The sequence below is a fragment of the Lacrimispora sp. genome, from assembly GCF_036758025.1.
GTDB lineage: Bacteria > Bacillota > Clostridia > Lachnospirales > Lachnospiraceae > Lacrimispora.
On record NZ_DAIOXM010000019.1, the window covers coordinates 74,211 to 96,110 of the forward strand.

Annotated in this window: 20 protein-coding genes and 1 pseudogene; 18 read left to right on the plus strand and 3 right to left on the minus strand. The window is 46.0% G+C overall.

Features of this window, described 5'->3' with window-relative positions:
- Window positions 1-88 precede the first annotated feature (88 nt).
- The 3 genes from V7M78_RS15675 to V7M78_RS15685 form a co-directional block, all read right to left on the minus strand.
- A complete protein-coding gene (locus tag V7M78_RS15675; protein WP_333651229.1) occupies window positions 89-1,399 on the minus strand; it encodes a YgeY family selenium metabolism-linked hydrolase in 1,311 nt (436 codons plus the stop codon).
- Between the two features lie 120 nt (window positions 1,400-1,519).
- Window positions 1,520-2,725, minus strand: a complete 1,206-nt coding sequence (gene dpaL / locus V7M78_RS15680; protein ID WP_333651231.1) for a diaminopropionate ammonia-lyase — start codon at window positions 2,723-2,725, stop codon at window positions 1,520-1,522.
- 47 nt (window positions 2,726-2,772) lie between these two features.
- On the minus strand, window positions 2,773-3,417 hold the full coding sequence (locus tag V7M78_RS15685; protein WP_333651233.1) for a helix-turn-helix transcriptional regulator: 645 nt from the start codon (window positions 3,415-3,417) through the stop codon (window positions 2,773-2,775).
- A 326-nt stretch (window positions 3,418-3,743) separates the two neighbouring features.
- On the opposite strand from V7M78_RS15685, the gene ssnA reads away from it, so the two are divergent.
- The 18 genes and pseudogenes from ssnA to V7M78_RS15775 form a co-directional block, all read left to right on the plus strand.
- Window positions 3,744-5,078, plus strand: coding sequence for a putative aminohydrolase SsnA (gene ssnA, locus V7M78_RS15690; protein ID WP_333651235.1), 1,335 nt, complete (start codon window positions 3,744-3,746; stop codon window positions 5,076-5,078).
- Between the two features lie 164 nt (window positions 5,079-5,242).
- The gene (ygfK, locus tag V7M78_RS15695) at window positions 5,243-8,233 is read left to right on the plus strand and encodes a putative selenate reductase subunit YgfK (protein ID WP_333651237.1); all 2,991 of its coding nucleotides are present in this window, start codon (window positions 5,243-5,245) and stop codon (window positions 8,231-8,233) included.
- A 94-nt stretch (window positions 8,234-8,327) separates the two neighbouring features.
- Window positions 8,328-9,704, plus strand: coding sequence for a dihydropyrimidinase (gene hydA / locus V7M78_RS15700; protein WP_333651239.1), 1,377 nt, complete (start codon window positions 8,328-8,330; stop codon window positions 9,702-9,704).
- On the plus strand, window positions 9,704-10,498 hold the full coding sequence (gene yqeC, locus V7M78_RS15705; protein ID WP_333651240.1) for a selenium cofactor biosynthesis protein YqeC: 795 nt from the start codon (window positions 9,704-9,706) through the stop codon (window positions 10,496-10,498). Before hydA ends, yqeC begins: the two co-directional genes overlap by 1 nt.
- Before the next feature lie 13 nt (window positions 10,499-10,511).
- Complete coding sequence (locus V7M78_RS15710; RefSeq protein ID WP_333651242.1) at window positions 10,512-10,865, plus strand: winged helix-turn-helix domain-containing protein; 354 nt, start codon at window positions 10,512-10,514, stop codon at window positions 10,863-10,865.
- A gap of 129 nt (window positions 10,866-10,994) precedes the next feature.
- Complete coding sequence (locus tag V7M78_RS15715; protein WP_333651244.1) at window positions 10,995-12,029, plus strand: molybdopterin-binding protein; 1,035 nt, start codon at window positions 10,995-10,997, stop codon at window positions 12,027-12,029.
- 1 nt (window position 12,030) lies between these two features.
- Complete coding sequence (gene moaC, locus V7M78_RS15720; RefSeq protein WP_333651246.1) at window positions 12,031-12,531, plus strand: cyclic pyranopterin monophosphate synthase MoaC; 501 nt, start codon at window positions 12,031-12,033, stop codon at window positions 12,529-12,531.
- Complete coding sequence (gene moaA, locus V7M78_RS15725) at window positions 12,528-13,496, plus strand: GTP 3',8-cyclase MoaA (protein ID WP_333651248.1); 969 nt, start codon at window positions 12,528-12,530, stop codon at window positions 13,494-13,496. The genes moaC and moaA overlap by 4 nt, the downstream gene beginning before the upstream one ends.
- A 4-nt stretch (window positions 13,497-13,500) precedes the next feature.
- The gene (locus V7M78_RS15730) at window positions 13,501-13,944 is read left to right on the plus strand and encodes an MOSC domain-containing protein (RefSeq protein WP_333651250.1); all 444 of its coding nucleotides are present in this window, start codon (window positions 13,501-13,503) and stop codon (window positions 13,942-13,944) included.
- Window positions 13,923-14,414 (plus strand): MogA/MoaB family molybdenum cofactor biosynthesis protein, encoded by a 492-nt coding sequence (locus tag V7M78_RS15735; protein WP_333651252.1) that lies wholly within the window; start codon window positions 13,923-13,925, stop codon window positions 14,412-14,414. The genes V7M78_RS15730 and V7M78_RS15735 overlap by 22 nt, the downstream gene beginning before the upstream one ends.
- 20 nt (window positions 14,415-14,434) lie before the next feature.
- Window positions 14,435-15,235 carry a selenium-dependent molybdenum cofactor biosynthesis protein YqeB gene (gene yqeB, locus V7M78_RS15740; protein ID WP_333651254.1) on the plus strand — a complete coding sequence of 267 codons (801 nt, stop codon included), beginning with the start codon at window positions 14,435-14,437 and terminating at the stop codon, window positions 15,233-15,235.
- A complete protein-coding gene (gene modA / locus V7M78_RS15745; RefSeq protein WP_442914664.1) occupies window positions 15,232-16,089 on the plus strand; it encodes a molybdate ABC transporter substrate-binding protein in 858 nt (285 codons plus the stop codon). Before yqeB ends, modA begins: the two co-directional genes overlap by 4 nt.
- 32 nt (window positions 16,090-16,121) lie before the next feature.
- Entirely contained in the window at window positions 16,122-16,790 is a 669-nt protein-coding gene (modB, locus tag V7M78_RS15750) for a molybdate ABC transporter permease subunit (protein ID WP_333651256.1), read from the plus strand.
- Window positions 16,787-17,833, plus strand: a complete 1,047-nt coding sequence (locus V7M78_RS15755; RefSeq protein WP_333651258.1) for a sulfate/molybdate ABC transporter ATP-binding protein — start codon at window positions 16,787-16,789, stop codon at window positions 17,831-17,833. Before modB ends, V7M78_RS15755 begins: the two co-directional genes overlap by 4 nt.
- Window positions 17,834-17,856: 23 nt before the next feature.
- Window positions 17,857-18,444 (plus strand): nucleotidyltransferase family protein, encoded by a 588-nt coding sequence (locus tag V7M78_RS15760; RefSeq protein ID WP_333651260.1) that lies wholly within the window; start codon window positions 17,857-17,859, stop codon window positions 18,442-18,444.
- Between the two features lie 194 nt (window positions 18,445-18,638).
- Window positions 18,639-19,367 carry a LytR/AlgR family response regulator transcription factor gene (locus tag V7M78_RS15765; protein WP_333651262.1) on the plus strand — a complete coding sequence of 243 codons (729 nt, stop codon included), beginning with the start codon at window positions 18,639-18,641 and terminating at the stop codon, window positions 19,365-19,367.
- A gap of 157 nt (window positions 19,368-19,524) precedes the next feature.
- A complete protein-coding gene (locus V7M78_RS15770; protein ID WP_333651264.1) occupies window positions 19,525-21,546 on the plus strand; it encodes a vWA domain-containing protein in 2,022 nt (673 codons plus the stop codon).
- Window positions 21,547-21,649: 103 nt separating this feature from the next.
- Window positions 21,650-21,850, plus strand: a pseudogene (locus V7M78_RS15775) (hypothetical protein); the annotation flags it as partial.
- Between the last annotated feature and the right edge of the window lie 50 nt (window positions 21,851-21,900).

A 21,900-nucleotide genomic window follows, 5' to 3' on the forward strand; every position in this document is an offset into this window, starting at 1 on the left:
TGGTATCTATCCTTTATGCCGTAACCTGCCATTGATTTGGGGAAGGAATGGCAGGCACCGGCAAAAATGATTGCTGGAAAAAAGTTAATTATTTGCAGTATGCGCTAGGAAGTGCTGCGTATACAGCTGCACATGTTACCAGATCCTGCTTCCAGGTGATCTCGTTAGGAGCATGAGCCTGATCCTCTGCACCAGGTCCGAAACCGATACATGGGATTCCGTTACGGCCCATGATGGAAACGCCGTTGGTGGAGAAGGTCCACTTATCTGTCAGAGGACGAGCTGTTCTCTTTGCAAGAGTAACTTCTGCGCCGATTCTTTCATTACCGTAAAGGTTCTTGTATGCTTCTTCCAGAGCCTTGGTAACATCGTGATCCTCCGGAATAACCCATGTTGGGAAGTAGCACTCGATTGGGTAGGTAAGTCCTGTATAGGAAGGACGGGAATATTCGTACATGGAAACAGTAACGTCATCACCGTATTTCTTTACGTTAGGCAGGTTGCGGATTTCATCTAAGCAGCTTTCCCATGTCTCGCCAGCTGTCATACGACGGTCTAAGGATACTGCACAGGAGTCAGCAACTGCACAGCGGCTTGGGGAGGTGAAGAAGATTTCGGAAGCAGTAACAGTACCGCGTCCTAAGAAGTTAGCTTCTTTCCACTCTTTGTTGTACTTCTCGTCAAGCATCTTTACAAGGCCTTTGATTTCCTTGTCATCAGCAGCGTCGTTCTCGTTAAGAGAGCGAACGTCCTGAAGAATGTCAGCCATCTTGTAGATAGCGTTGTCACCACGCTCTGGTGCGGAACCGTGGCAGGAGATACCCTTAACGTCGATACGGATTTCCATACGTCCTCTCTGTCCGCGGTAGATTCCGCCGTCAGTAGGCTCTGTGGATACTACGAATTCAGGACGAACGTTTCCTTCTTTGATGATGTACTCCCAGCAAAGGCCGTCACAGTCTTCTTCCTGAACAGTACCTGTAACTAAAACAGTGTACTTGTCATTTAAAAGGCCTAAGTCCTTCATGATCTTTGCGCCGTAAACAGCAGATACGATACCGCCGCACTGGTCAGATACACCACGGCCGCCGATTTCAGTGTCGTTCTCGTAGCCTTCGTATGGATCGAAGTTCCAGTTGTTCTTGTTGCCGATACCAACAGTGTCGATATGAGCGTCAAAACCGATTAAAGTCTTGCCGGTTCCCATGTAACCTAACACGTTGCCCATGCCGTCGATTTCAACTTTGTCGAACTCCAGCTTTCTCATTTCTTCTGCGATGCGGTCGATATGAGCCTTCTCATCGCAGCTCTCGCCTGGGAACTTAACGATTTCTCTCAGGAACTTGGTCATGTCTGCCTGGTAACCCTGTGCTGCTTCTTTGATTTTGTTGTAATCCATTTTTTTGACCTCCAATAATTTATAATTTATTTAGGAAGTTCGACTTGCTTTTGGCTTATCGAACATCTGATTTACTGAATCTAAGCTGCTTCTTGCCCGCTTTCATCAAGTAAATTATGCCTAGCGCTCTTTTCCTTCCCATACAATTGCCTTGTAACGGTCCGGATCGGTGTCTCCCTCAGTAGAGAAGAGGAGGATTTTGGAATCTTTGTTAAGTCCTAAATGCTCTCTTAATTCCTTGTACTCATCAAAGAGCATGATGCAGGCTAACACTCCGAAAGGAGCAGCGCCTGATTCGCCGGAAGTTACCGACACATCGCCTTTTACCGGAGCTGCCAGCATTCTCATGCCGAGTGCGGCTACCCAGTCAGGAGCAGAAACAAAGGTGTCTACGTGATTCTTTAAGATATCCCAGGAAATGGTATTGGGCTCGCCGCAGGCAAGTCCGGCCATAATGGTCTGCATATCGCCGTCTACAATGCGGATTCCGCCGTCGCCGGCTTTTGCACCCTTGTAGAGGCAGTCAGCCACATCAGCTTCCACAACAACAACTTTAGGAGGATTTTCAGGATAGCGGTTTGCAAAGTATCCCTGAACAGCTCCTGCAAGAGAACCTACACCGGCCTGTACGAATACGTGGGTCGGTCTGTCGCAGCCGTATTCTTCAAGCTGCTCGTTGGCTTCTAAAGCCATGGTTCCGTAACCCTGCATAATCCAGGCAGGAATCTCTTCGTAGCCATCCCATGCAGTATCCTGTACCACAACGCCGTTCTTTGTTTTAGAAGCAGCATCAGCAGCCATACGAACGCACTCATCATAGTTAACTTCTTCGATGGTAACAGTAGCGCCTTCAGCCTTGATGTTGTTGAAACGGGTGAGGGTAGAACCCTTTGGCATGTAAACAACGGATTTCTGTCCTAATTTATTAGCAGCCCATGCAACGCCGCGGCCATGGTTTCCGTCAGTAGCGGTAAAGAAGGTAGCCTGTCCGAATTCTTCTCTTAAAGCATCAGAAGTGAGAACACTGTAAGGAAGATCAGATACATCTTTGCCGGTCTGCTGTGCAATATACTTTGCAATAGCGAAGGAACCTCCCAGTACCTTAAAGGCATTTAAGCCGAAACGGTAGGATTCGTCCTTTAAGTAAATCTGACCCAGGCCAAGGTAATCAGCCATCTGGTCCAGCTTTGCAAGAGGAGTCTTGCTGTACTGAGGAAAGCTTTCGTGGAAGGTTCTGGCTTTCTTGATTTCCTCCAGAGCCATAACAGTAAGGTTTTTGTCCTCAGTCTTTGGCATGGTGTTTACAACCCATTCAAATGGTTTCATGATACTCATTCTCCTTTTTCTTTTATTTCCTATTTAATAGGAAGTGATCACTTTTCTTTGTTTGCATCCATATAGCTGTACAAGGTGAACTTGGATATGCCGAAATAATTGGATACTTTGTCGCCGGATTTGGTGATCAGGAATGCCCCTGCATCGTTTAAATACTGGATCGCAGTGATTTTGTCTTCCTTACTCATGAGAGCTACCGGCTTTCCAACCAGTGCCACAGATTCTTCGATCAGGGTATCCAGCAGGTCATTGACGCTGTGGGTGATCTTTCTGGGCTTTCTGGATTCGCCGTTTGTCTCAGAAGTGGAGAGAAGCGGCTTTAAGGCATTGTCTACGGTAAGCAGGCCCGTGATATCATAGTTAATGGCCAGAATGTAATCAACGGTGTTATTCTTCCCTCTTATATACATGGTGCTGGATTTTAAAATCCTGCCATCATCGGTTCTGGTCAGATAGGAAAGCCGGTCTTTTAAAACATCCGGTTGTTTCTTCAAAGTCTCCAAAACGATTTCAGAGGGGCCGTCTCCTAACTGGCGGTTGCTCACATGACCGTTTTCAATATAGACCACGGAACGGTCTAAATCATTCTTTTTTAAGTCATGGATAACCACCTCGCAGGTGTAGCCAAAATGGACTGCAATACCGTGGGCGATCTGTGTCAGTAATTCAAGATTTGAATCCATATCCGTATCCCCCTTATCTCAATTTCTTATACTCCCATCATAACATAAAAAAATTAAATTTCAAGAGGTTTCTAAAAATTTTTTAGGTACGCTAATTTATTTTGTATTTTTTGCTTGCATTTCTGTATATGAAATGATACACTGTACCTATAAAGAAAGTTATGGTGTAATGTGTATAGAAAAGTATGGAATCAGCAAACAAGTGTAAGCAGATTGCCAGAATAAAGTACAGGCATATCAGAAAAGCTTATGTGCGGTTTGTATACTGAGTGAAAAATCAAATTTTACCTCATAATCTTAAAAAACAAGAAAAAGGAGATGGAAACATGCTGATTATCGGTAATGGAAGAATGATCACAAGAGACCCTCAGAATCCATTTTTTGAAAATGGTGCAGTAGCAATGGAGGGAACAACAATCTGCAAGGTGGGAACCCTGGAGGAAGTGAAGAAAGCATATCCGGATGCGGAGTTTATTGATGCAAAAGGCGGAGTTATTATGCCGGCCTTTATCAATGCCCATGAGCACATTTACAGTTCCTTTGCCAGAGGCTTAAGCATCAACGGATACGATCCTCACGGTTTTCTGGAGATTTTAGACGGACTGTGGTGGACCATTGACAGAAACCTTACATTAGAAGATACCAGATTAAGCGCTATGGCGACTTATATCGATTCTATTAAAAATGGTGTAACAACCACATTTGACCACCATGCCAGCTTCGGCCACATTACAGATTCCTTATTTAAGATCGAAGAGGCTGCCAAAGAGACAGGTGTCCGCTCATGTCTTTGTTATGAAGTTTCTGACCGTGACGGAATGGACAAGGCCAGGGAAGGCGTACTGGAAAATGAAGCATTTATCAAACATGCCCTTGCAGATGACAGTGATATGATCGCAGGTATGATGGGAATGCACGCCCAGTTCACCATTTCTGATGAGACCATGGAATTTGCAGCTGCCCACAAGCCTGAAGGCGTGGGATACCACATTCACGTGGCAGAGGGAATCGAAGATCTTCACCACTGCTTAAAGCATTATGGAAAACCTATCGTGAACCGTCTGATGGACTGCGGCATTCTGGGAGAGAAGACCCTTCTTGGACACTGCATCTACATCAACCCTCACGAGATGGCATTAATTAAAGAAACAGATACTATGGTGGTTCACAATCCGGAATCCAATATGGGCAATGCATGCGGCTGCCCGCCAACCATGGAACTGGTTCACAGAGGAATCTTAACCGGCCTTGGAACTGATGGATATACCCACGACATGCTGGAGTCTTATAAGGTGGCAAACGTTCTTCATAAGCATCATTTATGCGATCCTAATGCAGCCTGGGGCGAGGTTCCCAAGATGCTGTTTGAAGGAAATGCACAGATCGCAGGACGTTACTTTAAGAAACCTCTGGGCGTTTTAAAAGAGGGAGCAGCAGCAGACGTAATCGTTACAGATTATATTCCTCTCACTCCTATGAGCGCTGACAACTGCAACGGACATATCGTATTCGGTATGAACGGACGCAGCGTGGTAACCACAGTAGGAAACGGAAAAGTTCTGATGAAAGACCGTATCTTCACAGGCATTGATGAAGAGAAGGTAATGGCAGACTGCAGACAGGCGGCGAGCGAGCTGGCAAAGAGAATCAATTCCAGATAAAGGCTTGACAAAAGTAATACAGAATATGTTAAAATAAAAATATACAATATAGAATATTCACTGAGGCTGTCAGGCTGAAAAATCACTGGCAGCCTCAATACAGGAGGTAACCCTTTCGGGGATACCTATATGCCCAAAGAACACGGGCAAGAAGGAGGAAAACAATGGGAGACAGAATGACACCAATGCCTTTTGAACAGTTAGTGAACTGGACATTAAAGGAGCATGAAACCAGCGGAAACGTTTTTGGAGTTTACAGACCTTATAAGGCAGATGCAAAAAACAACCGGAGCATATTCGGACGCAAACTGGAGACACCGGTAGGACCGGCTGCAGGACCTCATACTCAGCTGGCACAGAATATACTGGCTTCTTATTTTTCAGGAAGCCGTTTCTTCGAACTTAAGACCGTTCAGATCTTAGACGGAGAGGATCTGCCTGTAAGCAAACCTTGTATCAAGGCTGATGACGAGTGCTATAACTGCGAGTGGTCTACTGAGCTTTACGTTCCGGAGGCTCTTGATGAGTATATTAAGGCATGGTTCCTGCTTTCTGTATTTGCAAAAGAGTACGGCCTTGGAGCTGCTGACGGCTTCCAGTTCAACATGAGCGTAGGCTATGACTTAGAAGGAATCAAATCTCCGAAGATTGATAACTTCATTGAGTCCATGAAGGATGCAAAGAACACAGAAATCTTTAAGTCATGTAAGCAGTATCTTCTGAATAACATCGATCTCTTTAAGAATGTGACAAAAGAAGATATTGAAAACATTCCTTCTGAAATCTGCAATTCCGTTACTCTCTCTACTCTTCACGGCTGCCCGCCTCAGGAGATTCAGAGAATTGCTACTTATTTGATTGAAGTAAAGGGACTGAATACATTTATTAAATGTAATCCAACCCTTTTAGGATATGAATTTGCAAGAAAGACCATGGATGAAATGGGATATGACTATGTGGCATTCGGTGATTTCCATTTCCTTGATGACTTACAGTATGAAGATGCTATCCCTATGTTTAAGACTTTGATGGCTCTTTGTGAGGAAAAGAATCTGGCATTCGGCGTAAAGATTACAAATACCTTCCCTGTAGATGTAAAAGCAGGAGAGCTTCCAAGTGAAGAGATGTACATGTCCGGAAAGTCCTTATATCCTCTTTCCATTTCTCTGGCAGCAAGACTTGCTAAAGAATTTGACGGAAAGCTGAGAATTTCCTTCTCCGGCGGTGCTGACTACCACAACATCAAGGCTATTGTAGATGCAGGAATCTGGCCTGTTACCGTGGCAACCACCCTGTTAAAGCCAGGCGGATACCAGAGACTGTTACAGATGACAGAAAAGCTGGAAGCAGGCAATGTAGAATTTACTATCGTTGATCCTGAAAAGACAGCAAAGCTGGCATCAGATGCTATTACAGATCCTCACCATGTAAAATCCATTAAGCCTACTCCTAACAGAAAGATGGCCAAGTCTGTTCCCCTTGTGGACTGCTATGTGGCACCTTGTAAGGTTGGATGTCCTATTAACCAGGATATTACCACTTACTTACAGCTTTCCGGAGCAGGAAAATATGAGGAAGCCATTAAGGTGATTGCAGAGAAGAATCCTCTTCCATTTATCACCGGAACCATCTGTGCCCATAACTGTATGAGCGTATGTAACCGTAACTTCTATGAAGATCCGGTTAATATCCGCGGTGTGAAACTGGTTTGCGCAGAGGGCGGATATGACAGCCTGATGAAAGAAATCGAGGCAGGTGAGCTGAAGGGCAAAAAGACCGCTATCGTGGGCGGAGGCCCGGCTGGACTTGCAGCAGCTTATTTCCTGACAAAGCATGGAATGCCTGCAACTATTTTTGAAAAGACCGGAACCCTGGGCGGCGTGGTAAAACATGTAATTCCTGGCTTCCGTATTGCTGATAATGCCATTGAAAAAGACGCAGCTCTTTGCCTGGCTTATGGCGCAGAGGTAAGATACAATACTGAGGTAACCAGCTTAGAAGACCTTAAGAAGGAAGGATTTGACTACATCATCCTTGCAGCAGGCGCTTCCAAGCCAGGTGTATTGAACTTAAAAGCCGGAGAGGCCATCAATGCTCTGGATTTCCTGGCTCAGTTTAAGGCAACAGACGGAAAGATGAACATCGGAAAGAACGTAGTGGTTATCGGCGGCGGTAATACAGCGATGGATACAGCAAGAGCCGTAAAGAGAACCGAGGGTGTGGAGCATTCCTACCTGGTATACCGCAGAACAAAACGCTATATGCCTGCTGATGAAGAAGAATTAGAGATGGCATTAGAGGACGGCGTAGAGTTTAAGGAACTGCTTTCTCCAGTGGAACTGAAGGACGGAAAACTGATCTGCAAGGTTATGAAGCTTGGAGATACCGATTCTACCGGAAGAAGAGGCATTGTGGAAACAGATGAAATCGTGGAAGTTCCCGCTGATACTGTGATTGCAGCAGTAGGTGAGCAGGTTCCGGCAGAATTCTATCAGGCAAACGGCATTGAGCTTACAAGCCGCGGAAGAGTTATGGCAAACGATGATACTCTGGAAACAAGTGTAGCAGGCGTTTTCGCAATCGGTGACGGACTCTTCGGACCAAGCACTGTAGTAGAAGCTATGAGAGATGCCCGTATGGCAGCAGAAGCTATCTTAGGCAAGAAGGCAGCCGTTGACTTTGACGATACCCTTAAGGACTTAAACGAAGTTTATGACAAGAGAGGTATCTTAGAAGGAACCAGAGATTATAAGGTAGAAGGCGCAAGATGTCTTGGCTGTTCCAATGTATGTGAAAACTGTGCAGAAGTATGCCCCAACCGTGCAAACCTGGCTCTGGATATCCCAGGACTTGATATGCACCAGATCGTACACGTGGATTATATGTGTAACGAGTGCGGAAACTGTACAAGCTTCTGTCCTTATGACAGTTCTCCATACCTGGATAAGTTCACCTTATTTGCCAATGAGGCTGATATGGAAAACAGCAAAAACCAGGGCTTTACCGTACTGGATAAAGACGGCGTTTCCTGCAAGGTTCGTTATCTTGGAAACATTTACGACTGGAAAGCTGGAGAAAAAGACAGCGTAATTCCGGAAGCACTTGGAATGGTAATGGAAACTGTCTGCAAGAAATATGATTATCTGTTAGGTTAAATAGCAATTGTTTTAGCAGTGATTGGCGCAGTAGGAGAGAGTTTTCTCCCTGCGCCTTTCAGGATTCAAAAGGAAAAGGAAAGCAGGTGTGTTAATGAAGACATTGTTAAAGGGTGGAACCGTAGTGTCGGGAAGCAGCGTCTTTGAAGCAGATGTATTGATGGAAGACGGAAAGATTAAGGCGGTAGAACAGGGACTCCAGGATCAGGAGGCAGAGGTCATTGATGTGTCAGGAAAGCTTTTATTCCCTGGATTTATCGATGCACACACACATTTTGATTTACATGTGGCAGGAACTGTGACCGCGGACAACTTTGAGACAGGAACAAAGGCAGCTTTGGCAGGCGGAACCACTATGATCATTGATTTTGCTACCCAGTACCATGGGGAAAGTCTTCATGAAGCCTTGGAAAACTGGCATAAGCTGTCAGATGGAAATGCTTCCTGTGATTACAGCTTCCATCTGGCAATATCGGACTGGACACCTTCCGTCAGCGAAGAACTGGAGACCGTTGTAAAAGAGGGAGTTACTTCTTTTAAGGTTTACATGACCTATACGGACATGGTTTTAGGTGACAAGCAGATTTATCTGGTCTTGAAGCGGTTAAAGGAAGTGGGCGGAATTACAGGAGTTCACTGTGAAAATATGGGAATTATCCAGGCCCTGGTGGAAGAAGAAAAAGCAAAGGGCAACTTGGGAGTCAGCGGACATAAAAATACCAGACCGGCCGAAGTGGAAGCAGAGGCCATCAGCAGGCTGTTAAAAATTGCTGATCTGGTGAAAACTCCTGTTATTGTGGTTCATTTAAGTTCAGGTGCAGGATATCAGGAGGTCAAATACGCCAGAGAAAGAGGCCAGGAGGTCTATCTGGAAACCTGTCCCCAGTATCTGCTTATGGATGAAAGCCTTTATGATCTTCCCGGTTTTGAGGGCAGTAAGTATGTGATTTCTCCTACCATCAAAAAGACTACGGACAGCACCAGACTGTGGAATGCCATAAGAAAAGATAATATCCAGACCATTGCAACAGACCACTGCAGTTTTACCACCAGCCAGAAGGCAGCAGGAAAAGATGACTTTACCAGGATTCCCAATGGAATGCCGGGAGTGGAGACCCGTCCTGCCCTGATGTACAACTTTGGAGTGCTGGAGCATGATTTAAAGCTGGAGCAGTTCTGCCGCCTGCTTTCTGAAAATGTGGCAAAGCTTTACGGTGTTTACCCTCAGAAGGGCGCAATTGCACCCGGAAGCGACGGGGATATTGTGGTATGGAATCCTGATACCAAGTGGACCATATCGGTGGAAAATCAGGTGGCAAATGTGGATTACAGCCCCTTTGAAGGAACTGATGTAAAGGGAAAAGCAGAACTTGTATTCTTAAGAGGCCGCCTGGCTGCAGAAAACGGCAAAGTGGTTTTGGAAAAGACAGGTGAGTTTGTTCCCAGAAAGCCTTATATGGAGTTATATTGATGAAATTAAAGTGGGCATATGGATGTGAGGTCAGAGATGGAAATCCTGTGATGATCCGGAAAGATTCCTTATGGGAAGCCTTAGGGCTTCCCTGGCAGGAACATAAGGTCCTCGCCTTTGTTGGCGGCGGCGGAAAGACTACCTCCATGTTTTGTCTGGCTGATGAGCTGGCAGAACAGGGAAAAACAGTGATCGTCACCACCAGCACCAAGATACGGAAACCGGAAAAACGTCTGGTTGTGGAAGCAGAGACAGCGTCAGCCGTCAGAGATTTTATGAAAGCCCATGAAGAGTTTTTTTCTGCCGGCAAAGGGCAGGTTCTGGTGACAGGGCTGTCCAGCCCGGAGGGAAAATTTCAGGGCATGGAACTTTCTGAGCTGGAAAAACTGGGAGGCCTTTGCGATGCGCTTTTAGTAGAGGCTGACGGGGCAAAGATGCTGCCTTTAAAGATACCGAGAGAAGGAGAGCCGGTTCTGTTAAAGGGAACCCATGCTGTGATCGGATGTGCAGGCCTGGACTGCCTTGGACAAACCTGGGAGGAGAAATGCTTCCGGTATGAGCTTGCAGATCAGGTATTTGACCGGGAAAAAGGCCCTGTCATCACCCCTGCCCATGCTGCCCGGATTCTTACCAGTGAAAGGGGAACCAGAAAGGGAGCCGAAAAACTGGAATACCGGATTCTTTTAAATAAGGCTGATGACGAAAGCAGGCTGTCTGCCGGAGCAGAGGTTTTAAAAGCTCTGGGGAACGAGTGGGCCGGATGCTGTGTGATAACAGGTCATCTGGAGGGATAAAAAGGAGGGGCTTATGGCAGAAGAAAAAGAGAGAAGACTTCAATATCATCTGAGAATCCGTCTGTTTTACGAAGAGAGGAATTTTGGTCCTGGTGTGTCTGGACTGATGGCCCTTGTAAGGGAACGGGGATCTTTGTCTGCCGCCTGCCAGGAAATGCACATGGCTTATTCTAAGGCTTGGAAGATTATTCATAAGGCGGAAGAGGACTTGGGATTTCAGCTGATGGAAGGAAGAAGAGGGGGAGAGTACGGAGGGACCACTGTTCTGACTGAAAAGGGTGAGGCTTTTTTAGATCAATACCTGGCTTTTGCAGAAGAAGTAGACAATTTTGCTGAAAAAGTGTTTCACAAATATTTCCCAATGTGATATAATAGACAAGATTGATATTTTTTTGAAAACGGATATTCTTATTTGAGAATATCCCCAAAAGAATCATAACATCAACCTGGGTAATAATATATACGATTGATTTGAAACAACGAAAGGACAGGAATCATGAAGAAAATAAAAACAGTGGATGCGGTGGGACAGGTTCTCTGCCACGACATGACTCAGATTATTCCGGGCGTTACAAAAGATGCACGGTTCCGTAAAGGCCATGTAGTGACAGAAGAAGACGTTCCGGTGCTGCTGTCCATGGGGAAAGAACATATTTTTGTATGGGAAAAGGATGAATCCCTGTACCATGAAGATGAAGCTGCGGAGATCCTTTGCAGCCTGTGCATCAATGACCATATGGAGCGCAGCGAGGCAAAAGAAGGGAAGATTGAACTGAAATCTACGGTCCGGGGATTATTAAAGATTGATACCGGACTTTTGGAAAAAATCAACAGTACGGAAAACATGATGATTGCTTCCAGACACCCCAACACTCCGGTGGAGCCAGGGGACAAGCTGTGCGGAACGAGAATCATACCCCTTGTCATAGAAAAAGAAAAGATGGAAGAGGTCGTAGAGATCTGCGGCGGGAAAAAGATATTTACCATCATGCCCTATAAAGAAAAGAAAATCGGAATTGTGACCACAGGAAGCGAGGTATTCCACGGAAGAATCAAGGATGCCTTTGGCCCGGTTCTGGTTAAAAAGGTCAAGGAATACGGCGGAGAGGCTATGGGACAGACCATTACCGATGATAAGCCGGAGGATACCACAAAGGCCATTTTAGACTTTATTGAACAGGGAGCCGATATGGTGCTGGTCAGCGGAGGCATGAGCGTGGACCCTGATGACAAGACTCCTCTTGCCATTCGAAACACCGGGGCTGAGATTATTTCCTACGGTGCGCCTGTTCTTCCGGGAGCCATGTTTTTACTCTCCTATTATGAAAAAGACGGAAAGAGGATTCCGGTGGCAGGACTTCCGGGATGTGTCATGTATTCGAAAAAGACGATTTTTGATTTACTTCTTCCAAGGCTCATGTCCGATGACCCGGTGACAAAGGAAGATTTGGTTAAGCTTGGAAAGGGCGGTCTCTGTCTTTCCTGTGATATATGCACTTATCCCAACTGCGGATTTGGAAAGGGCTGGTAATATGAGCGGATTAACACATTTTGATGAAAAAGGCAATGCCCGCATGGTGGACGTGGGAGATAAGGCGGAGACAGACCGGATCGCCGTTGCCCATGGAATGATCTATGTAAATGAAGAGGTCTTTGAGGCCATTAAAAATAAGACGGCAAAAAAGGGAGATGTGCTGGGAGTGGCCAGAGTGGCCGGAATCATGGCAGCAAAGAGAACCTTTGAGCTGATTCCTTTATGCCACCTGCTGATGCTGACAAAGTGCAACCTGGATTTCGTTCTTCATGAGGAAAAACGAGCGGTGGAAGCCATATGTACGGTGAAAACCCAGGGCAAGACCGGAGTGGAGATGGAAGCCTTAACCGGAGTTAATATCGGGCTTTTGACCATATATGACATGTGCAAGGCAATGGACCGGGGTATGGTCATTGACGGAGTCTGTCTTTTGAAAAAGGACGGGGGAAAGAGCGGCCTTTATGAGAGAGAGCCGGGAGATCAAAGGAGCGGCCTATGATCGATTGTTTAAACAGAAACATTGATTATATCAGAATATCCGTTACAGACCGTTGTAATTTACGGTGCGTCTATTGCATGCCCGAAGAAGGGGTAGTGCCTATGGATCATGAAGAAATCCTGTCCTATCAGGAAATCGTAAGGATCTGTGAAGCAGGCGCCCTCCTGGGAATACGCAAGGTAAAGATAACAGGCGGAGAGCCTTTGGTGAGAAAAGACATTGAAAAGCTGATCGGCCAGCTTTCCCGGATTCCGGGAATTGATGACATCACCATGACCACCAATGGATGTCTTTTAAAGGAAAAAGGGGCTGCCCTGAAGGCTGCCGGAGTTTCCTCCATCAATGTGAGCCTGGATACCCTGGACCCGGAACGGTTTGCAAAAATCACCAGAAGAGACTGCTTTCAAACTGTGATCGAGGGAATTGAAAACGCAAAGGCCCTTGGATTAAATGTTAAGATAAACTGCGCGGTTATGGAGGAATTGACAAAAGAAGAAGTTCTGGCTTTTTCCCGTTTTTCTATGGAACAGGAGATTCCGGTGCGGTTTATCGAGATGATGCCCATTGGGCAGGGAGCCAATTACAAGGCCATGAACAATGACGATCTGGCCGGAATTTTGTCGGAGGCTTACGGAGAACTGACGGAAAGCAAGAGGGTGATCGGCAATGGGCCTGCTGTTTATTATACATGGGGAGACGGAAGAGGGAGCATAGGCTTTATCAGTGCCGTTAACCACAAATTCTGCGGCACCTGCAACCGGGTGAGGCTGACTTCCGACGGCTTTTTAAAGCTCTGTCTGGACAGTCCTGCAGGAGTGGACCTAAAAGGTCCTATAAGGGAGGGCATTTCCCAGGATGAGCTGGTTCACCTTATGGAGCATACTATCTGGGACAAGCCGGAAAGCCATCATTTTAACAATGAACATAAAAAGACAGATTTAAATATGAATCAGATAGGAGGATAAGCAGATGGGAGAGGTAATGGCTGTCTGTATCAGCGAAAAAAAGGGAACTCAGAAAGTAAGGGTTGACGAGGGGATTTTTATAGAAGAGCACGGCATCGAAGGAGATGCCCATGCAGGCAAGTGGCACCGTCAGGTAAGCCTGTTGTCCTTTGACACCATTGAGGCATTCAAGGCCAAGGGAGCAGAAATAGGAGACGGAGCCTTTGGGGAAAATGTCATTGTAGCAGGAATTGACTTGATTCACCTTCCGGTGGGCACCAGATTAAAATGCAAGGACATTCTTCTGGAAGTGACCCAGATCGGAAAGGAATGTCACAGCCATTGTGAGATATATCACAAGATGGGAGAGTGCATCATGCCTACTAACGGTATCTTTGCAAGGGTACTTCACGGAGGGCATATGAAGAAGGGAGACGAGATCACCATATGTACAGGGCAGGAATCGTAACATTAAGTGACAAAGGGGCTGCCGGAGAGCGGGAAGATTTAAGCGGGGCAGTCATAAGGGAAATACTGGAACAGGCAGGTTTTGAAGTAGTCAGCTATAAGATTTTGGCCGACGAAGGAGAGGATTTAAAGGCAGAGCTTGTGCGTTTGAGCGATGAAGTGAAATGTGATCTGGTGCTGACTACGGGAGGCACAGGCTTTTCTCCCAGGGATGTGACTCCCGAGGCTACTCTTGCCATCGCAGACCGGAATGCACCTGGTATCGCCGAAGCTATGCGGGCTTACAGTATGACTGTGACCAAAAGGGCCATGTTAAGCCGGGCGGTCAGTGTCATACGAAAATCCACTTTGATCATCAATCTGCCGGGAAGTCCTAAGGCAGTGAGAGAAAGTCTGGAATACATTTTGGATACCCTTTCCCATGGTCTGGAGATTTTGTCAGGCAAGGGCGGAGAATGTGCCAGAAAATAAAAAGAAAGCAAGGAACTGAAATGAAGGTATTGATCAAAGGAGCCGGTGACCTGGCAAGCGGCATTGGCTGCCGTCTGCACCGCTGCGGTTTTGAACTGTTGATGACGGATATTGCCGTGCCCACTACTGTGCGCAGAACAGTTGCCTTTTCCAGGGCAGTCTATGAGGGACAGGCCACGGTGGAGGAAATCACAGGGGTATTGTGCCATAACCTGAAGGAAATCCAGGAGGCAGCCGCAAGGGATCAGGTAGCGGTTATGGTGGATGAAGAGTGTAAAATCCGGGAGGTTTGGAAACCGGATGTTATAGTAGATGCCATCATTGCAAAGAAGAATATAGGAACCCAAATTACCGATGGGGAAACCGTCATAGGGGTTGGCCCCGGGTTTACCGCAGGAGTTGACTGTCATGTGGTGGTGGAAACCAAAAGGGGCCACGACCTGGGCCGCTGCATTTGGGAGGGAGGTGCTGTTCCCAATACAGGAGTGCCCGGCATGATCGGGGGCTATGACAAAGAGCGGATTATCCGCGCTGTCTCTGACGGAATCTTCAAAGGAGCGGTATCCATTGGCGATTTGGTGGAAAAAGGAACTGTAGTCGGTTACTCCGGCTCAGATCCCATATATGCCCAGATAGACGGAGTGGTAAGGGGACTGCTCCAGGATGGGGTGGAGGCAGTGAAAGGAATGAAATCGGGGGACATTGATCCAAGAGGAAATGTGGATCACTGTTTCACGGTATCAGATAAAGCAGCTTCCATAGGAGGCGGAGTATTAGAGGCTATCTTAAGCCTGAAGAAGAAAAGGAGAGAAAAGTTATGAAGAAGACAGCAATCACCATGGCATTCATTGGATTTGCAGCTATGGCACTGACAGCCTGTGGAGGCGGAAAGGCAGCAGAAACAACTGCAGCTTCTGCCACAACAGCGGAGGTAACCACCGAAGCGACTACTGCCGCACCGGAAACAACAGCAGCAGAAGCACAGACAGTGACTATTGCAGCAGCAGCCAGCCTGGAAAAATCCTTGACAGAGCAGCTCATCCCCATGTTTGAGAAGAAATTCCCCGGCATCACCATCGAAGGAACCTATGACAGCTCAGGAAAGCTTCAGACCCAGATCGAAGAAGGAGCTCCTGTTGACCTGTTCTTCTCTGCAGCTACCAAGCAGATGGATGCGCTCAATGAGAAGGGCATGATTGCAGACGGAACTATCAAAAACCTCCTGGAAAACAAGATCGTGTTCATCGTTCCAACAGGAGAAGAAGGCAATTATAAAGCTTTTGAAGACATCAAGAATGCAGAAACCATCGCTCTGGGCGATCCGGAAAGCGTTCCTGTAGGACAGTACTCCAAGGAAGCTTTAACCAATTTGAACCTTTGGGATGAAGTGTCCGCAAAGACCAGCTTCGGAACCAATGTAACCGAAGTATTGAACTGGGTGGCAGAAGGCAGTGCAAAAGCAGGTATTGTTTATGCTACAGACGCAGCTCAGAAGCCAGATCAGGTAGTTGTTGTAGCAGAAGCACCGGAAGGAAGCGTTAAAAAGGCAATCTATCCAATCGGAATCATCAAGGACAGCCAGAATCCTGACGGGGCACAGAAGTTTGCAGAATTCCTTCAGTCTGATGAAGCTATGAAGGTATTTACTGACAGCGGATTTGCAGCAGCAGAATAAGCTTGATTAAAAACTGACAGGAGGCGGAGCCAGTGGACATATCTCCAGTTCTGATATCGCTGAAAACATCGGTGGTATCCATCTTTTTTACATTTTTCCTCGGTATCTGGGCGGCCAAAGGGGTCATCGGACTGAAGTCAGAGCGACTGAAAAACCTTCTGGACGGAATCCTGACTCTTCCCCTGGTCCTGCCGCCTACGGTGGCAGGATTTTTCCTGCTCTATCTCTTTGGTGTAAAAAGACCTCTGGGTAAAATGCTGATCGCTCTTTTTGATTATAAGATCGTATTTACCTGGCAGGCAACGGTTTTGGCGGCAGTTTTGATTTCCTTCCCTCTCATGTACCGTTCTGCCAGAGGAGCTTTTGAGCAGGTGGATGAAAATGTTCTCCATGCGGCCAGAACCTTAGGCGTACCGGAAAGTAAGATATTCTGGAGGGTGCTTCTTCCCATGGCCCGGCCGGGAATTCTCTCCGGGGGAGTTCTGGCCTTTGCCAGAGGCTTGGGAGAGTTTGGAGCTACGGCTATGATTGCCGGAAACATTGCAGGAAAGACCAGAACCCTTCCCCTTGCCATCTATTCCGAGGTGGCTGCCGGTGATATGGGGGGAGCAGGGCAGTATGTGTTAATCATTGTGGCAGTTTCCCTTCTCATTGTGGCAGGCATGAATGCGGCTGCCGGAAAAGGGGGGAGACAGATATGAGTTTAAGTGTAAAAATCGTTAAAAAGTTAAAAGATATCACCTTAGACATTGAATTTGAAACCAGGGGAAGCGGGGGAATCACCGGAATTTTAGGTTCCTCGGGATGCGGAAAGAGCATGACCTTAAAGTCCATTGCAGGCATCGTCACCCCTGATGAAGGAAGAATCGTTTTAAATGACAGGGTTTTATTTGATTCGGAAAAAGGAATTAACGTAAAGATCCAGGACAGGGAAATCGGATATCTGTTCCAGAATTACGCTCTCTTCCCTCACATGACAGTGATGGAAAACATCAAAATGGCAGTAAAGGGAACAAGGGCTGAAAAAAAGGAACTGGCGGAATTTTACCTTCATATGTTCCGTATTGAAGAGCTGGCAGGCCACTACCCGGGCAGGCTTTCGGGAGGACAGCAGCAAAGAGCTGCCCTGGCAAGAGTCATGGCTTCTAAGCCCTCTGTTCTCATGCTTGACGAGCCTTTTTCGGCTCTGGACTATAGCCTGAAAGAAATGCTCCAGCTGGAGCTTTTGGAGGAGTTAAAGACCTTTGAGGGGGATGTGCTTTTAGTCACTCACAGCCGGGATGAGATATACCGGTTCTGTGAGTCCATTCACGTGATCAACCGGGGAAATATTACGGCTTCAGGAAGTGTAAAGGGAGTGTTTCAAAATCCCGGGACAGTATCCGCCGCAAGGCTTACAGGCTGTAAAAACATTGTTCCCATAAAGTATATAGATTCCCATAGATTTTTTGTGCCTGACTGGGATGCTGAGATTGCAGTAAAGAATCAGGAAGTGCCCAGGGATGCAGACCACATTGGAATCCGGGCTCATTATTTGAGAAAAGCTCTGGAAAAGGACCAGGAAAATGTGGTAAAATGTAAGTTAAGACGTTTCTTAGAAGACCCTTTTGAAGTGGCTCTTGTTCTAGAAAACGGAATCTGGTGGAAAATTCCAAATGACATCTGGGCTTCGGAGTTAAAGGGACAAATACCAGACCGGGTGGTGATTCCGGAAGAGGGAATCTTTTTTTTGAAAGACTTATAAGCAGGAAAGGGGAGGCTTGAACCATGAAGCTGGCACTGATTCTTTTGGCGGCAGGAGACAGCCGCAGATTTGACGGCAATAAGCTGCTTTATGAATTTTATGGGAAGCCCATGTACCGCTACATTGTGGAAGAGGTGGAAAAGCTTCCAACGGACTTTTTCTGCCGGAAGCTGGTGGTTACCCAGTATGAGGAAATTATGGACTATATGGGAAGCCATGGGTATGAGGTGGTGGAAAATAAGGAAAGCAGTCTGGGCATTTCCCATTCTATTCACCTGGCCTTAAAGGCTTTGGAGGGTGAGGATGCTGCGCTTTGCTTTGCAGTCTGCGACCAGCCCTACTTAAAGGCAGCTACCATAAAGGCCCTGGCAGAAGGCTGGCAGGCCAGCGGAAAGGGAATCGGCTGCTTATGCAACATGGGAGAGTTCGGAAATCCCGCTATATTCTCCCAGGACTACCGTGAGGAGCTTTTAATGCTAAAGGGAGATGTAGGAGGAAAACGGGTGATCCGAAGCCATATCGGAGACTTATACCTTCATGAGGTGTCGGACAGCCTGGAGCTGGTTGACATTGATGTGAGGAATATTCCCGGAATGGGAAGGAAGCCATAAAAATACCGCTGTCCCGATTATCTGCCGGACAGCGGTATTTTTTAATTTTTAATTAAGAAAATTGGAGAAAAATGCAAATTTTGGAACCTAAAGTGTATAATTTTGGCATGTGGATTGAAAAAGTTGTAAGTTAAGTATATAGTGTGGGGGAATTGACCTAGTTAAAAATGATTCAAGCGAAAAGGGGAATGAGGATGTTAGAGGTAGGAATTTGTGATGATGACCGTTTTCTGTTAAGGGAGATGGAGGAGAGGCTGAAAAGGCTGGGAGTCAAACATGAAGTAGACATCTGCATCGAGACTTATACCGATGGAGAGGACATTGTAAAGGCCGTCAATGAGGGAAAATGTTTTGACATTATTTATATGGATATTGAGATGAAAAGGCTGAACGGTCTGGCCGCAGCCCAGAAGATCAGGGAATTGGATCTGACCGTACAGATCATTTTTGTCAGTTCTTTTGAGAAATATATGAAGGAAACGTTTAAGGTAGCTCCCATCGGTTTTATTGATAAGCCTTTTTCAGAAAAGGTATTTGCCGGAGAATTTGAACACGTTTTAAGGCATGTCAGAAAAGAGGACAAGTACTACCGGTTCCGTTTTGCAAAAGAAAATTATAAGGTGCCTGTAAAAGAAGTGATGTATTTTGAAAGGAAATACCGGGTAACAGAGATCATCTGGACGGGAGAAAATTACAAGCTTTACAGGGATCTGGAGACCATCGAAAAGGACCTTAAGGACATCAATGCCAACTTTATAAGGATTCATAAATCCTTTCTGGTCAACTATCAGCATATTGCAAGGTTTTCCTCTTATTTTGTGGAATTACAGAACGGAATCTGCCTTCCGGTCAGCAGAAGCAGGAAACCGGAGCTTGAGATGATTTTACAAAATATAGAGGATCGGAACGTTTATAGGGTGTAAAACAGTAACATTTTGAGAAAAAGCAGTCAAAAGACTGCTTTTTTTGTTGCTAAAAATTACATCTAAGATGCTATTTATGACATCTTGGATTTTTGTGTCGATTTATGGTGTATACTGTGAAACATGAAAAATAGGAATTCACAGGGGGAAGAAATCAGTGAAAAAAATAAGGAATGCCCTATTTATATTAATTTGCTTTCTCTTTCTTTCTGTTTCCTTTTGTGCCTTCGGAGAGGAAATAGAAAGTGAAAAGAGCGGTCTGGATGTTACCTTTGTTATGGACTACAGCGGTTCCATGGCGGCCAATGATCCGGACCGGACGGCTATTGGTATGGTAAAGGCATTTATTGATACTGTCTACAGTGCTGATATCAGAATCGGATTCGTGGCTTACAATGATCACATTCTGTCTTCATCGGCGCCTGTTTCTGTAAGAACCACTGAGGAAAGGGAGTCCCTGAAGGGCCTGATGGATTCTGTCGGTTATCAGGGCAATACGGACATAGGGCTTGGATTAAACTACGCCTACGGGCTGACCGGACAGGAAACAGGCCGTAAGCGGGTAGTGGTCCTGATTTCAGACGGGGAAACAGATTTAAAGGGCTCTTCCACAGGCAGGACCAAAGAAAGCTCTGATCAGGACTTAAAGAATGTTCTTAATACGTTCCGATCTGAAGATGTGGCGGTTTATACGGTGGCTTTCGGCAGGTATGAAGGAAACAGCCAGGTTTTAAAGGAAATCTCCGGTGGAACAGGGGGAGAAAATTATACGGTTGAAAGGCCGGAAACCCTGATCGAAGTGCTGTACGGCATATTCCATGACAACATGGCTTACCAGATCCAGGAGATTGCCAATGGCATATACGGAGAAGGCAGCCAGAGCCTCCGTCTTAAGCTGGAGGATTCCTATATCGATGAGATGGCAATTCTCATGATTTCTCCCCAGCAGGTGGGAGATACCACAGTCTTTTACGGGGAACAGCAGATAAAACCGGTTAATCTGACCCATTATTCTGTGGCAAAGGTATGGGATGTGGAAAAAGATATTAAGGAAATGACCATACAGACCAGCACAGCCAGGAACCAGGAGCTGAAAATCTATCTGATCAGCTACAGGAATTTAATTCCGGTTCTGGAGATAGAAAGTTCGGCAGCAAGAAACCAGACCTTTCCTTACCGGATTTATTTTAAAGACGAAAGCGGGGCAGTCATTGCCGACGAGGCATTTTATAAGAATTTCACTCCAAAGATAGAAATGTACGGAGAGGGACAGTCGGAAAAGGGCAGGAAGGAACTGGAGATATCCATTCAAAACGGAATCCTTGAAGGTGAAATCGCCATACCCCGGTCAGGAACCTATTACATAGAGTCAAGGCTTGATGATGTTATGGAATCCTGTGTCTTTGATACAGTGAGAATCCAGGTCATCAACACCCCTCCAGCCGGAGGACTTCCGGGGAGTATCCATTACAATCCCCTTACAAAAGAAAAACAGTTTGTTCTCGATGAGTATTTTACTGATTCCGATGGGGACAGTCTTTCCTACGAATTAGACCAGTCTTCCAATGATCTGGCAGAGGTCAGCTTAAACCAGGGAATCCTTTCCATCAAGCCTTTAAGGTCTGGAAATGAAAGCCTTATTTTGAAAATTTCCGATGGAGAGGCGGCGGCTTCCTACACATACTCCATCAGTGTGGTGCCTTTGTGGAAAGCCTATTGGTGGGTTCTGGTTCTGGCAGCGGCAGTCTTAGGGGCAATCCTCTGGAAGATCCTTTACAAGCCTAAGCCTGAACTGGAAGTGATTACAGAAGAAAAGGCAAATAACCGTTTTCAGGGAAAGATGGATGGGTATTTTATGAGCCAGCCGGAGAATGAAGAAGAAATTCCGCCCCTCACATTTCCCTTATACAAGATCAGGGATAACCGGGTCAGCATTGGAGATCTGATGAAGAATTATCCGGAGGCATCTGACAGCATGGGACTGGACCGGATCTATTTAATTGCAGATGAGAACCGGAAGATGATTCTGTACCATTCCTCAGATTCGGTCATTATGCTGGGAAGCTCTATTTTGTGCAAAAACCTCAGGTACAGCGTGTGTTTCGGGGATATTATCTCCATTACGTCTCCTGATGGTGCTTATGATTTGGAAATTCATTATATTTCCATGATTCAGTAAAAGCAGGATCAAGTGCCTGCGGCAAAGATGATGTTCACGCTTTTGTCCGTACCAAGAGACAGAAGGCGAATGAATAAAAGTTAAGAAAGAGGGAGTATTGCATATGGAAACAATTACACAGACAAACCGAACGATCTTATTTTCTGAAATGAATCCTGAAAAGCTTAATCTTCTGACTTTAATCGGAGATGTAAGAGGAAAGACAAGCCTTGATGATGACAAGATCAAGGAAATCAACGAAACACTTCTGGTGGAAAGCTTTGGAGAATTTTTAGAGAAGTTTGCCCCAGTTGTCTATTCCTGGTGTGATTGTCAATAAAAAAGTCCCAAAAATGGCGGAGAAAATTCCCCACT